This is a genomic window from Sorangium sp. So ce367 (assembly GCF_051520455.1).
GTDB lineage: Bacteria > Myxococcota_A > Polyangia > Polyangiales > Polyangiaceae > Sorangium > Sorangium cellulosum_B.
Map to the genome: position 1 here is coordinate 10,923,040 of NZ_CP150334.1, position 12,677 is coordinate 10,935,716.

The 12,677-nt window shown below is 69.1% G+C and carries 11 protein-coding genes; 3 read left to right on the forward strand and 8 right to left on the reverse strand.

What is annotated here, in order from left to right; all coding sequences use genetic code 11:
* Positions 1-49 precede the first annotated feature (49 nt).
* From WME97_RS41425 to WME97_RS41445, 5 genes are all read right to left on the reverse strand, one after another.
* Positions 50-991, reverse strand: a complete 942-nt coding sequence (locus WME97_RS41425; RefSeq protein WP_437546071.1) for a hypothetical protein — start codon at positions 989-991, stop codon at positions 50-52.
* 34 nt (positions 992-1,025) lie between these two features.
* Positions 1,026-2,804, reverse strand: a complete 1,779-nt coding sequence (locus WME97_RS41430) for a trypsin-like peptidase domain-containing protein (RefSeq protein ID WP_437546073.1) — start codon at positions 2,802-2,804, stop codon at positions 1,026-1,028.
* Between the two features lie 286 nt (positions 2,805-3,090).
* The gene (locus WME97_RS41435) at positions 3,091-3,339 is read right to left on the reverse strand and encodes a hypothetical protein (protein WP_437546074.1); all 249 of its coding nucleotides are present in this window, start codon (positions 3,337-3,339) and stop codon (positions 3,091-3,093) included.
* Positions 3,340-3,448: 109 nt separating this feature from the next.
* Positions 3,449-5,767, reverse strand: coding sequence for a helicase-related protein (locus WME97_RS41440; RefSeq protein WP_437546076.1), 2,319 nt, complete (start codon positions 5,765-5,767; stop codon positions 3,449-3,451).
* Positions 5,768-5,921: 154 nt separating this feature from the next.
* Positions 5,922-6,902: a hypothetical protein gene (locus tag WME97_RS41445; protein WP_437546078.1), complete on the reverse strand. Its 981-nt coding sequence runs from the start codon at positions 6,900-6,902 to the stop codon at positions 5,922-5,924.
* 711 nt (positions 6,903-7,613) lie between these two features.
* Here WME97_RS41445 and WME97_RS41450 point away from each other — a divergent pair.
* Entirely contained in the window at positions 7,614-9,272 is a 1,659-nt protein-coding gene (locus tag WME97_RS41450) for a protein kinase domain-containing protein (RefSeq protein WP_437546080.1), read from the forward strand.
* Here WME97_RS41450 and WME97_RS41455 read toward each other — a convergent pair.
* Positions 9,269-9,964 carry a nitroreductase family protein gene (locus WME97_RS41455; RefSeq protein WP_437546082.1) on the reverse strand — a complete coding sequence of 232 codons (696 nt, stop codon included), beginning with the start codon at positions 9,962-9,964 and terminating at the stop codon, positions 9,269-9,271. The two genes, WME97_RS41450 and WME97_RS41455, sit on opposite strands and share 4 nt — an antisense overlap.
* A 96-nt stretch (positions 9,965-10,060) precedes the next feature.
* On the opposite strand from WME97_RS41455, the gene WME97_RS41460 reads away from it, so the two are divergent.
* On the forward strand, positions 10,061-10,273 hold the full coding sequence (locus WME97_RS41460) for a hypothetical protein (protein WP_437546084.1): 213 nt from the start codon (positions 10,061-10,063) through the stop codon (positions 10,271-10,273).
* Here the strand turns inward: WME97_RS41460 and WME97_RS41465 are convergent.
* Both WME97_RS41465 and WME97_RS41470 read right to left on the reverse strand, forming a co-directional pair.
* The gene (locus tag WME97_RS41465) at positions 10,270-10,905 is read right to left on the reverse strand and encodes an IS630 family transposase (protein ID WP_437546086.1); all 636 of its coding nucleotides are present in this window, start codon (positions 10,903-10,905) and stop codon (positions 10,270-10,272) included. The two genes, WME97_RS41460 and WME97_RS41465, sit on opposite strands and share 4 nt — an antisense overlap.
* The gene (locus WME97_RS41470; RefSeq protein WP_437546088.1) at positions 10,838-11,419 is read right to left on the reverse strand and encodes a helix-turn-helix domain-containing protein; all 582 of its coding nucleotides are present in this window, start codon (positions 11,417-11,419) and stop codon (positions 10,838-10,840) included. Before WME97_RS41470 ends, WME97_RS41465 begins: the two co-directional genes overlap by 68 nt.
* 140 nt (positions 11,420-11,559) lie before the next feature.
* Between WME97_RS41470 and WME97_RS41475 the strand changes: the two genes are divergently transcribed.
* Positions 11,560-12,426 (forward strand): diguanylate cyclase domain-containing protein, encoded by an 867-nt coding sequence (locus WME97_RS41475; RefSeq protein WP_437546090.1) that lies wholly within the window; start codon positions 11,560-11,562, stop codon positions 12,424-12,426.
* Positions 12,427-12,677: the final 251 nt, after the last annotated feature.

Consider the following 12,677-nt stretch of genomic DNA (forward strand, 5'->3'; position numbering starts at 1 on the left):
GTGCGAGCCTTGGTGGGCTCTGTCGAGTGAGAGACATCAGCAGCCCCTGTCAGCCAACGTGAACAAACCGAAACCCGATGGCGGCAGGTCCGCCGTCCTTACGCGTTGCGCCGACCTCCAGAAGGTAGACGCGGCCTGCCTTGAGATCCGAAACCGGAATCGGAACCTTGAATCCCCGGCCAGCCGGATAGTAGCCATGCTCCTGCAACACCTGCTTCTCCTGGACGAACGGCCCGAAGCGTCCATCAGGTTCGACTCCGCGCAAGCTGTACATGACTTCGACGAGCTCGACTCCGGCCATGAGGACCACGGTGTACACCGAGTTTCGATCCATTGGATTCGCCTCGGTCCGCTGCTGGACTCGGACTGGCAGATAAGCATCGTTTTCTTTGCCGCCGACGGCATGCCGCGTCCAGGCGAGCATGGCGAGCTCGTCCTTCTTGAGATCGAAAGCAGCCAGAAGATCGGTCGGCCAGCTGTAGAGCGTGCTCCCCGCAGCGACGATCGTATCCATGCGATAAAAGTGCCTGGGCTTCAGGGACTCCGCGCGCACATGCGTATCACCGTCGCCGAACGCTGGCCATCGCACGAGCAAGTCCTCGCCAGAACGTGTATCGAAGTCTTCGACGATCTCCGTGAACGAGACGACACGAAGGTCGGTGCTCCCCACATCCTTCACATAGAGGCCCTCGCAGCGATGCCCCCGGATGCGGTAGGCAAAGGCGTTGTCACGCGGTGGATTCAAGCTGGCATCACAGGTCAGTTTCTGCGCAGATGCGGAATTTCGAGAAGAAGGCGCCAGAGGCGAGCCGGAGCCCCCGGCCGAGGCGGAATTCAGCGCGGTGGGCGCCGAAGCCGATCCGCACCCCCAGCCGAGCAGCGACAGGCAGAGCGCAACGATCGGAATCGACGACGGACAGGTCCGTGGCATGCGCAGCTCCAGGTTTGGGGCCAGAAGTTCGACGCGACTCTCGCTGGATCGAATGGTCATGAACGTCAATTGGGGCGATTCGACCGGGTACGAGCTATTGGAGCATAGGAGCGCGAGCTGGCCTGGTGCTGCCGGTCGCTGTTCCGGTGCCCAACCCAAATCTATCGGATCCCCAGCAATAGATCGAACGATCCGTGCTCACGCCGCACGTGTGGTTGACCCCGGCGCTGAGCTCCACGAACCGAAGGTTGCCCGAAACGGGGACGGGCACGCTGCTCCTGGTCTTCGTTCCATTGCCGAGTGAACCATTCGTATTCTGGCCCCAGCAGAATGCCGCGCCATTGGTGCTGATCCCGCATGCGTGTCCACCCAGACCGGCGGTGACCGACCGAAATTTCAGCGCAGTGGCGACTCGGACAGGCGTCAGCTCGATCTCCGTCGTGGATCCGTTTCCCAATGCGCCGTCCTCGTTGGACCCCCAGCAATACACATCGTTGTTGGCCGCCAGCCCGCAAAGTTGATGTTGGCCCGCTGCCACGGATTTGAATGTGATGTTGCCCAGCACGAGCGCTGGGCTCCAGGTGTTCGGGGACTCTGTGCCCTCTCTGCGTAGGCCAGTCCCGCTCATTCCGCCCCAGCAGTAAACAGACCCGCTCGTGGTGAGCCCGCAGGTGTTCCGCAGGCCTGCGGTGATCGACGTGAACCTGAGGCCGCCCGAGACAGGCACCGGGATCCGGCTGTCGTGACCGGAGTTGTTGCCCAGACGACCTTCCGCGCCGTGCCCCCAGCAGAATGCGCTGCCCTCGATCGTGACGGCGCACGTGTGGAATCCGCCTGCGGCGACGGAGGCGAACACGAGCGGCCCCTGCTGGACCCCCGTCTCCACGTCGAAGCTGTTCGCATCGGAGCCGTTGCCGAGCTGGCCGTAGTTGTTCACTCCCCAACAGGACGCGGTGCCATCGAACGTCACACCGCAAGCGTGTCGCAAGCCCACGCTGACGGACTTGAAACGCGCCCCCGAGAGGGTCAGCGTTTCGGAGGTATTCTCCCCGAGCAGATCCCCCCAGCACCGGACGGTCCCCTCCGGATTCACGACGCATGTTCGATCGCCTCCCGCGCTGACGCGCGGGAATGACGGCTGCAGCTTTACCGGGTACTTCCACTCTCGCAACGTTTCAATGACTCGTGCGATGCTGATGGCTACACCCGTGGGCGGCTCATCGGCGCGGAGCAGGCCGATGATCTCCCACCGATCGTTCAGCAAGGCGCCCCCGGAGTGGCCCGTGCGAATGAACATCGAGTCAAAGATGACCTCGTCGTTCTCGATCCTCGCGACCCGGTCGGGATCTGAGCTCACGCTCCAGTTATTACCTGATGGGTTTCCCAGCGCGTAGACAGCGTCTCTGCGCGCGATGGGGCTCACACCGAGCCGAGTGAAAGATAGACCATCGACGTCGACGCCAAGCTTCCTGGGGTTCGCCACGCTCACCGCCGCGAGGTCGAGCCGATCGCCCGCTCGCCTCAATACATTCGCCTCGACTTGCCGCTCGAGCCCTCTGAGCTTGACGCGCACGCCGCTCGGGCAGTGCCCCACGACATGTGCTACGGTCGCGATATAGAGGTGTCCCTCGTCCACGCCGAAGATGATGCCTGCGCCGTCGATTTCACGGCACCTGATCATCACGACGAGGCGCATGATCTCTTCGTCGGGTTCACCGCCAGGATGCGCGCGCTCCGGAATGGATGCGGAGATCCATCGTTGCGCTTCCGGAGGGGAGCGCTCGGGCATCCCCCTTTCGCCGTTCTGCTTCGAGGTCGCCGCTGTGGACGGAGGCGGCCGTGCACAGCCGGCCACACAGAGCGGCAGAAGCATGACCACGAGCTTTGTCAAGAGACACGCTCGCCCGAGCGACGTCCGACCCCGCAGCAGCATCACGACCGAGTATACGAGCCCGCGGCGCGGCGGGGAACTGCCCTGACAGCACGAGGAGCGTCCCACGCCCTCGATGCGCTGGCTACAACCTGAGCATCCCCACGGCCACGATACAGCCGGCGACCCGCACATCGGCCGCGCAATAGTGGCGATGTATGTAGTATGCGGTCGAACATCGTCCGCCTATCGGACCTCGGCGCCGCTGGCGAGACGCCGACACGCCGAGCTAGCGCCCGAGCAGGCGCAGCGTCGGCGGATCGTCTTCGGCCACGAGCTCGGTTCTCAGCCCGATGGTGAACCCATTGCCGCGCCAGGCGGCGCGCCTGCTGCCATACGCGCTGAGCCAGCATACGAACTCGCAGGCCGTCCGCAGCGGCTCGACCAGCACCTGTGCGATGTTGAAATTTGCTTCTCCCGCCTCCGAGCGAATCTCCTCGGCTGGATTTCTGACACACGGAACCAGGTGGGATTTCACCGCCTCGATGGTTCGAGGTACCGTCGGTGATTGGCCCGGCCGCTGATGCAGAGAGAGGGTGGGGCCCCTCGCCATCCAGCCTCGGTGCGGCGGTCGCCGGCCCTCTCCCCTACCCCAGCAGCGACGCCGCCACCCTCGGCGCCTCCCGCGCGGAGCACCCCATCCAGCCCGAGAGCCGCTCCGCCGGCTCGCCGCTCGCGAGCGCCCGGAGCACCCGCTCCGCCACGTCCGCGCGGAGCGCCCGCGTCCCGAACACCGGGTAGCCGATCGCCGCGTAGGCCTTCGGATCCACGCCCGGCGCGACCGCCATCGACACCGCGCCGGGCGCCGGGCACGCCGGCACGCGGCCGCGGTCGAACCAGGCGGCGCACAGCGCGAGGCGGCGCTCGAGCGCGCCGCGCCGGAGCAGCGGCTGCACGTAGAGCACGCGCTCGCCCACCTCGATGCCGCGCGCCGCGAGCAGCGCCCGGCCCTCCGGCGCGAGCTCGGCGACCTGCTCCTCCGCGTCGCGCGCCGCCGCCGTCCCGAGCCCCTGCTCCAGCTGGTAGACGATCCCCCGCGCCGCGCCCGGGAGCGCGCGCACCTCGGGCGAGCGCAGCGGCGCGAGCAGCGCCTCGACGAGATCGCGCGCGAACGCCACGAGCCGCCGGAGCACGCGCGACCGCGCCCCCGCGCCGAGGTCCTCGAGCGCGGCGAGCCGCACGTCGGGCAGGAGCAGCGTCGGGCCGCGCGCGAGCTGGCCGAGCAGCCGCTCGCCGTCGAAGATCCGCCCGCCCACGTCGACCGAGAACCGCTCGTGCGGCGCCCCGACGAGCTCCTCGACCCAGCGCGCCCGGTCGTCCTCGAGCGCGGGCGCCGCGGGCCCCGGCGCGAGCCGGGCCCGGAGCGCCGCGATCCGCGCGAACGGGTGCCCCTCCGGCACCGCCGGCGGCTCGGCCTCCGCGCGCCGCTGCGTCGAGGGCGCGCCCGGCGACGAGCGCGCGCCCGACGCCGCCCGCGAGCGGCGCGCCGCACCGCCGCCCCGCTCGACGAAGCGCTGCACGAGCCGCTCGTGGAGCGCGTCGCTCAGGCGATCCTCGATCGCCCGCGTGCGCTCCTGCCACGCCGCCGCGTCGCGGACCCAGCGCGCGTGGTTCGAGATGTACGTCCACGTCCTGATCGACGCGATCCGCGTGATCAGCGTGTCGATGTCGCCGCCCACCTCGTCGATCTCGGCCACCCGGGCGGCCATCCAGCCGGCGTCGAGCGCCGCGGTCGGGCCCGAGAGCTGCCCGTAGATCTCGGCGAGGAGCGCGACGTGCGACTCGAACAGGAGCTTGCGGAAGTCGGGGATGCGGCAGACCTCCCAGAGGAGCCCCACCGCCTCTTCACCCCGCGCGCGCGCTCGCACCTCCGGGTCCTCGGCGAGCCTCGCGAGCGCGGCCGTGTCCTCCGCGTCGTCGACGAGCCTCAGCGAGCGGACGCGCGGGCGCGCCCGGAGCGACGCGAGGAGCGCGTCGATCGAGCTCATGTCGAGCTCGCTGCTCCGCCAGAGCAGCCGCCGCACGGGGGGGAACCGGTGCGCCTCGATCGCGAAGGCCACGCCGTCGGGGAGCGAGAGCGGCGCGACGGTGCCGAAGGTCCCGTCCGCGAGGTGCCTGCCCGCGCGACCGGCGATCTGCGCGAGCTCGGCGGGGTCGAGGTCGCGCACGGCGCGCCCGTCGAACTTGCGGAGCGCCGCGAACGCGACGTGGCGCACGTCGAGGTTGAGCCCCATGCCAATCGCGTCGGTGGCGACGAGGTAGTCGACCTCGCCCGACTGGAAGAGGGCGACCTGCGCGTTGCGGGTGCGCGGCGAGAGCGCGCCGAGCACCACGGCCGCGCCGCCCCGCTGCGCGCGCAGCCGCTCGGCGATCTCGTAGACCTGCGGGGTCGAGAACGCGACGACGGCGCTGCGCGGCGGCAGGCGCGAGAGCTTGCCGGCCCCGGCGCTCGCGAGCCGCGACAGGCGCGGGTGCTGGACGATGCTTGCGGTCGGCACGAGCTCGGCCACGAGCGGCCGCATCGTGTCGGCCCCGAGGAACCAGGTCTCGCGCCGGCCGCGCGAGAGGAGCAGGCGCTCGGTGAACACGTGGCCGCGCTGGTCGTGCGCGGCGAGCTGGATCTCGTCGATGGCCAGGAAGTCGACCTCCAGATCGACCGGCATCGCCTCGACGGTGCACACCCAGTAGTCCGGCCGCCTCGGGACGCGCTTCTCCTCGCCGGTCACGAGCGCGACGCGGGCCTCGCCGACCTGGATGCTCACCCGGTCGTAGACCTCACGCGCGAGCAGGCGCAGCGGCAGGCCGATCATGCCCGAGTCGTGCGAGAGCATGCGCTCGATGGCGCGGTGGGTCTTGCCGGTGTTGGTCGGGCCCAGGACGGCGGTGATGGGGGAAGCGTCGACCATGGCGCACGCAGCTTAGTACCGGACGCCGCAGTTACGCCCCCGCGCGACGCGCCGAGGGCGTGCGCCCGGTGCGTTCCCCCACGGGTGACCCGCGCTGCGAGCCGGCGCACCCGCGACGGAAGCGTAGGCACCGTCGGCGAACGACGGATCTGTCCTAGCGCGCCGTCGGGTCCGCGAGCCAGGCAGCGAGCGCCTCGGGCGGGAGCGCCAGCCTGGCATCGTCGAGGCGATCGGCGCCGAGGCGCTCGAACCGTTCAGCCAACACGGAGTGCTCCATCTCGGTCAGCGGCCGGCCCAGCTTCTTCTCGAACTGCCTCGCCAGCACCCGGAGCTGCCCCTCCTTGCGCCCCTCCTGGAGGCCCTCCTTGCGCCCCTCCTGGAGGCCCTCCTTGCGCGCCTCGTCGCGTAGCGACTGCTTGAGCTGCTCGAACCATTGCTGAACTTCCGTCACGATCTCCTCCTCTTCCGCGTCTTCTGCGGTGCGCGCCGAGGGCTCTGCCGGGGTCTCGAAGCACAATCGTGCCAGCCAGGGCAGGGCGATGCCCCTCTCCCAGGCGTCGTCGGGCAGGGCGACGAGCTCGCGGATGGCATCCCGGAGCACGGTGCGCGCGCCGAGCAGGCGCAGCAGCAGGGTGTCTCGGGTGCGCGGCAGCTCGGCGATGACAACGAGGTCGATCCGCCATCCCGCCGCGGCCCGGTACAGGCCGGGACGCCCGGGCACCGGGTCGAAGCCGAACGCATCGAGCATGGTGGCGGGCCGGCCGCTGCTGAGGACGCACAGCCGCGGGAAGGGCACGGTGCCGCCGGCGCAGCGCTCGAGCTCGTGGTGCCAGTGGAGCTGCTTGCGGACGCAGCCGCGCAGCTCGGCCGGACCGGGGGTGTCGTGGAAGGGCTCGAACTGGCAGGGTTCTGCCGCGAGTTCGCCGAGCAGGCCGAGCTCTGCGCGCAACGCGGCGCGCGTGGGATCGGGCACGTACCGGATGTCCATGGTCTGGGATGTTGCGATGACCTCGACCTGAGTGTCGGCGCCGCCGACGAGATCGAGGGTCTCGCGCAGGACGCTTTTGCCGAAGGCGTCGAATCTGCTGCGCATCGATGCGGCGACGAGAATGGGATTCATCGGACGCGCCAGCAAGCCAATTTTCGCGCGAGTCGTGCTGTTTTTGCGAAATGATGGAGAGCGGCGTCGCGTATGGGGAGGAGAAGAACTGGGGCTATTACATGCGCCGCATCGATGTCATTTAGAAATCGTATCTTCAGCGCTGCACCGCCACGGCGTTGGGGGGGGGCGCGAATCGATGAACAGGAGAGTGGCAGTTCATCGCGCGGAGGTTCGGGGTGTGCGCGCACCTACCGCGGGAGAGCGCGAACGACGCGGCGGTCGAAGGCGCGGGCGTTGACGCTGAGGATCGAGCTCGCGCACGCAGCGCGCTGGCCCGTGTCACGGACGAGCACGGCAGCTCGCCCCTACCTACCTCTTGGCTGCATCGACGTCGGCGATCGGCGGGCCCCGAACGCCTGAATAGCCGGAAAATTTCACCAATATTGCATGCACGGGAGCAGAGCCCTGAGCCACCTGGGCGGGAGCAGCTTCTCCCTCGTCAGCGACATCGCCCCTGGCCTCGATGCCGCGGAGCGCCCGGAGGGCCTGGGAGCCGCCTGTCGATGCGGGGGAGGAGAAGATGCGACAGCAGCCCGCTCGCGCTCGGCCTTCGTCGCGTCGCCGCGCCCGTGGCATGATGAGGCGAGATGCCGGCCGCTGTAAGGAGCGCGACATGGGACCCGGCCTCTGCTAGACCGCGGAGGCCCGAACGGAACGACGCTGGGACGCGGAAGGCTCGATCGCATGCTGTCGCTTGAAGCGGGGAGCGTCGTCGGTGGGAAGTATCGCCTGGAGCGGCCGCTGGCGGGCGGCGCCATGGGCTTCCTCTGGGTGGCCCGGCACCTCCAGCTGGACGTCGAGGTCGCGCTCAAGTTCATGATGCCGCAGCACGCCGACTCCCCCGTCGCGCGCGCGCGGTTCGAGCGGGAGGCGAAGGCCTCGGCCCAGCTCCGGACCCCCAACGTGGTCCACGTCTACGACTACGGCCTCGAGGGCGACACGCCCTACCTCGCGATGGAGCTGCTCGAGGGAGAGGACCTCGCGGCGTACCTCGCACGCCACGGGCGCCTCGAGCCGGAGGAGCTGCTCGGCATCGTGAGCCAGGTGTCCAAGGCGCTCCGCCGCGCGCACGAGGTGGGGCTCATCCACCGCGACCTCAAGCCGGCGAACATCTTCCTCGCGCGGCAGGGCGAGGAGGTCGTCAAGATCCTCGACTTCGGGGTCGCCAAGGCGATCGGCACCGGGCTCGCCGCCGACGCGACGAAGACCGGCACGCTCATCGGCTCGCCGCACTACATGAGCCCCGAGCAGGTGCGCCGGAGCAAGACGATCGACTTCCGCAGCGATCTCTGGTCGCTCGGCGTGATCATCTTCCAGTGCCTCACGGGCCAGCTGCCGTTCCCCGGCGAAGAGCTCGGCGACGTGCTCGTGGAGATCTGCACGGGCGACATTCCGGTCGCCTCGCAGCTCGCGCCTGCGCTGTGGCCCGAGCTGGATCGTTTCCTGGAACGCGCGCTCAAGCGCGAGCCCGCGGAGCGCTTCCAGAGCGCGAGCGAGCTCGCCCGCGCGTTCGCCGCGGCGGTGCAGCGCACGGCGGTCCCGGACTCGCGCGACTCGCTGGACTCGACCGAGGCGCTGGCTCACGGCGTCGCGCCGGCTCATGGCGTCGCGCAGGCTCTCGGCAGCGCGCCAGCTCACGGCGTCGCGCCGACTCACGGCATCGCGCAGGCTCTCGGCATCCCGCCGGCTCACGGCGTCGCGGGCGCTCACGGCGTCGCGCCGGCCGGGGGTGGCACCGTGGCCCTGGACGACGCGGTGACCGCCGGCGGCACGCTGGCGGCGGGCGGGACGGTCGTCGAGGACCGCACGCGGGTCCCGGGTGGCGTGGTGAGCGCGGGCGACACGCTGGCCGCGGGCGGCACGCTGACCGCCAGCGGCACGCTGGAGGCCGTGGGAGGCGCGCTGTCCCCGCCCGTGGATCGTCGCGCCCCGTCGCGGGCGGTGCTCGCCGTGGCCGCCAGCGTGCTCGTGGTCGGCCTGGGGATCGCCGCAGTCGTCCTGCTTCGCTCGCCTGCTCCCGACGTCACCGCTTCCCCTGCGGCGACGTCTCCGCCGGACGCTCCGGCGTCCGCTGCACCGCCGACCCGGGTGGAGGAGATGCCTGCCCCGCCTCCCCCGGACACGAGCGCCGTCCCCGCCACGCCGGCATCGTCGGCCCCGACCAGCGCGGCCTCCGCCTCGGCGCCCCCCCCATCGGCCGCCCCCCCACCTGGCGCCGCGAAGGCCACGCCAGCCACGCCAAGGCCTGCGCGCCCGCAGGCGCCTCCCCCGGCCAGGCGGCCCTCCCAGGGTGCGCCCTCCAGCAAGGGCGCTTCCGAGAAGGATCCGACCTTCGGCTTCTAGTCTCCCGTCTCTGAAGAGCGCGAACCAAAACCGTCGATGAACTCGACCGTCTCGTCGAGCGGCGCCCGGCCCGTACGGGTGTAACCGGCCGTGGGGTCCTCGTAGCCGATCGACATGCCGCAGAAGAGGATGAGCCCGTCCGGGGGTGACAGCACCTGCGCGACGGTCTTGCGAACCTGCGACCACGCCATCTGCGGGCAACTGTGCAGCGCTTCGGCGCGCAGCAGCAGCATGACGGTCTGCAGATACATCCCGGTGTCGGCCCACTGGGCGGGGCCCAAATCACGGTCGATGTAGCAGAACAGGGCGGCGGGCGCGCCGAAACAGTCCCAGTTGGCGATCGCGGCCCGCTGCCGCGCCTCCCAGTCCTCGCGAGCAATGCCGAGCGAGGCGTAGCGCTCCCTGCCGAAGGCGGATCGGCGCTCTCTGTACGGGGACTTCAGTCCCGGCGGGTACATTTCGTACTCCCGCTCGTCCCAGGGGTCGCCTGCAGCCACGCGCGCAACGGCGAGCCTCTTGAGCTCAGCCAGCGGCGCGCCGGTCACCACGTAGATGTTCCACGGCTGGAGATTCGATCCGGATGGCGACCAAGCCGCTGCGGATAACACGCGCTCCAGCACCTCCCTCGAGACGGGCTGGTCGGTGAATCCGCGCACCGCCCGTCGGCTCCTGACTGCCTCATAGACGTCCATGACCGCCTGCCTCTCCAGATCTTCTCATTGAAATCACAATCCTATTCGACCACTTGGCCAGGGTCGAATCGCCGCGTGGCGGAGCGAGACCGACTCATGCGGACCACGCTCATCGCCTCCACGGACGTCGCCGCTCATGTCGTCAGGCACCTCGCGCCCGCGCGCGAGGACGAGGACGAGGACGAGGACTTCGGGCACGGCGACCTCCTCTACGCCGCGGACGCCGTCGACCAGGCCTGGGCGCCGCTCGCCCGGTGGCTCCTCCACCACGAAAGCCCCGCGGGGAGCGCGCCGGATCCTCCGAACTAGTGCTCTGACAGGATTCTGTTGAACCATTCGGACCCGAAGATTCGCTCGGCGTCGCGGACGGTGAACGTCCAGTTGATCTTGCGGCGAGCTCGGTCCGCAGCTGCGTTCCACTGCCGTACGCGAGCCCGGAGCGCCGCGAGCGTTGGGATGCGGTTGCGGCCGAGGCACTCCCTCGACACGAGGCTGGCCTCGATCTCCGCAGCATTCAGCCAGCTCGCGTGCTTCGGCGTATGGTGAAACTCGAAACGGGAGGCAAGCGCATGGCCCCGCTCGGCCCCGAAGGCCTTGATGAGCGATGCAGGGGTGTGAGTGTTGAGGTTGTCCAGGACCAGATGAATCCGACGCGCCCGCGGGTAGGTACGCGCAATACGCTCGGCAGCGAGCGCGAAGGACGGACGCGTCCGGTCCTCCGTCGCATGGGTGAGATGGCGCCCGGTCTTCGGCTCTACGATGGAGAAGATGTTGGCCGTTCCCCGACGCACGTACTCGTAGTCGATGCGCCGCGGCTTTCCTGGGCGCATCGGCCTGTCGGGCCTTGCGTTGTCGTGCAGGACGACGGGGCGCTCATCGAGCGCTACGACTGGTTCGCTCGGGTCGTGGGGCCGGGCGTACAGCTCCAGCACGTCCTTCATCCGCTCGACGAACGGCTCGTTGATCTTGGGAACGCACCACATTTTTTTCCCGCCAGGGCTTGATGTCCTGGTCGGCGAGGGTCCTGCGTATGGTCTCTCGGCTAACCGAGCGAACGATCTTTCTGCGCTCGGCTTCGTCGGTGACCAGGGCAATGGTCCATCGCGCCCGCCCTTCGGGCGGCGGGCCACAGACCATCGCGATCAGCGCAGCCGTCTGCACACTGTCGAGGAGCTTGGAGCGGCGCCGCCGGGACTCCTCGCTCAGCGCGTGCTCGACGCCACCCTCCAGGAAGCGGTTGGCGACACGCCGCACTTCGCGGCGGTATGTACCCGTCGCCTCCGCTGCCTGCGTGATCGTCCAGCCCTTGTCGAGCAGACGCAGCGCCTGGACCCGCCGTGCGACGAGCATGCCCAGCGGGCCCTCCCGCTCGCGTCGGCGCAGCGCCTGCTGGTCCTCCTGGCTGAGCTGGAGCCCTCTGAACCGGGGCCTCGGCTGCTTTCGTTCTTCCCTCACGCCCACCCAGACGCACGAGCCGGGCGAAACGGATCGTCAAATCTGCGGGGCGGCACTAGAGGCGCCTGGGCGCCTTGGCGGGACACCGGCGAGATGGGAGCCGGACAAGCCTCGCCCAAGGTCGTGGTACAGTGGGCTCAATGGACCGGATGGACGCACGCCTTCGAGAGATGCAGTTCCTTGCGCAACTAGATCGCGAGGGGACGCGTGAATATCAGGAGAAGTATGCTGGAACAGCCGACCAGCAGATGATCGCGTCGCTGCTTGAAAACGGCTACCTAAACGACTTCTACGATCACGCAGCAAAAGTGCACCCCGACGGCGTATTCCATGCGCTCGCTGCGAGACCAGATTTCATTACCAATCTTGTTGGCATGCTTATCATTGGACAGCCGGTCACTCTGAGAATCGGCCATAGGGGTCGCGTGCGGCTGTCCGAGCTTGAACAGCAACTCAAGACGGGGCGCGACCGTGATGAAACCGGTCTGCTCTGGGCCAAGCGTCACATCGAGACCGACCTCGCTATTGCTCTCCTGTCAGCGAGCACGGAAGCGTCGTTGTCGGTCGTCTTCCTCGACATGAACGGGCTGAAGGCGATCAACGACACATACGGGCACTCGGGGGGCGACGAAGCGATCCGTGCGTTCTTCCAGGCCGTCATGTCAACGCTCGGGCAGCACGGGGAGGCATACCGCAACGGAGGCGACGAGGCCGTGGTCATCTTGCCGAGAACCACCGACGATGGAGCAGGCAGGCTTCTCGGCGCGTTCGTGCGGCAACTCGGCAAGGAGGTCCTGCGGCTCGGCGAGAGCAGAGTCGAGGTGGCGCTGACGGCCTCGTGCGGGAGTGTGAGCACCACGAACCCAGCCGGGAATGCCAAGGCGCTCCTCAAACGCGCGGACGAAGTTCAGTACCGCGCGAAGAACAAGTCGAAGGAACAATCACCGCGGGTGAGCGCCATCGCCGTCGGCGAGACTGAGGTGACCACCTACGCGCCCGTGGTTTGATCTACACAGCGCCAGCGGAGGGGGTCGAGGCGCTTACGGCGAGGTGGTCGCAGTTGACGCGGGGTGGTCGCGTTTCAGGCAAACGCGACCACTACTGGGCGGCGAGGCGCCCCGGCATGTCGGACATGGGCCCGCGCCTGGGCGGCGGGTGGTGGCCTTCTTTGCAGAAGACTGGCCTCGTTTGATTCCGGGCCTCGCGTGAGCGGCTAAGTTCGGCGCAAGTGACCCCCGCGTGCGTTGGCGCGCACCGG

Bases quoted from the DNA above. Each gene is read 5' to 3' on its own strand.
- WME97_RS41425 (WP_437546071.1), bottom strand. From the start codon at position 991: ATGACCATTCGATCCAGCGAGAGTCGCGTCGAACTTCTGGCCCCAAAC.
- WME97_RS41430 (WP_437546073.1), bottom strand. From the start codon at position 2,804: ATGCTTCTGCCGCTCTGTGTGGCCGGCTGTGCACGGCCGCCTCCGTCC.
- WME97_RS41440 (WP_437546076.1), bottom strand. From the start codon at position 5,767: ATGGTCGACGCTTCCCCCATCACCGCCGTCCTGGGCCCGACCAACACC.
- WME97_RS41450 (WP_437546080.1), top strand. From the start codon at position 7,614: ATGCTGTCGCTTGAAGCGGGGAGCGTCGTCGGTGGGAAGTATCGCCTG.
- WME97_RS41455 (WP_437546082.1), bottom strand. From the start codon at position 9,964: ATGGACGTCTATGAGGCAGTCAGGAGCCGACGGGCGGTGCGCGGATTC.
- WME97_RS41460 (WP_437546084.1), top strand. From the start codon at position 10,061: ATGCGGACCACGCTCATCGCCTCCACGGACGTCGCCGCTCATGTCGTC.
- WME97_RS41465 (WP_437546086.1), bottom strand. From the start codon at position 10,905: ATGAAGGACGTGCTGGAGCTGTACGCCCGGCCCCACGACCCGAGCGAA.
- WME97_RS41475 (WP_437546090.1), top strand. From the start codon at position 11,560: ATGGACCGGATGGACGCACGCCTTCGAGAGATGCAGTTCCTTGCGCAA.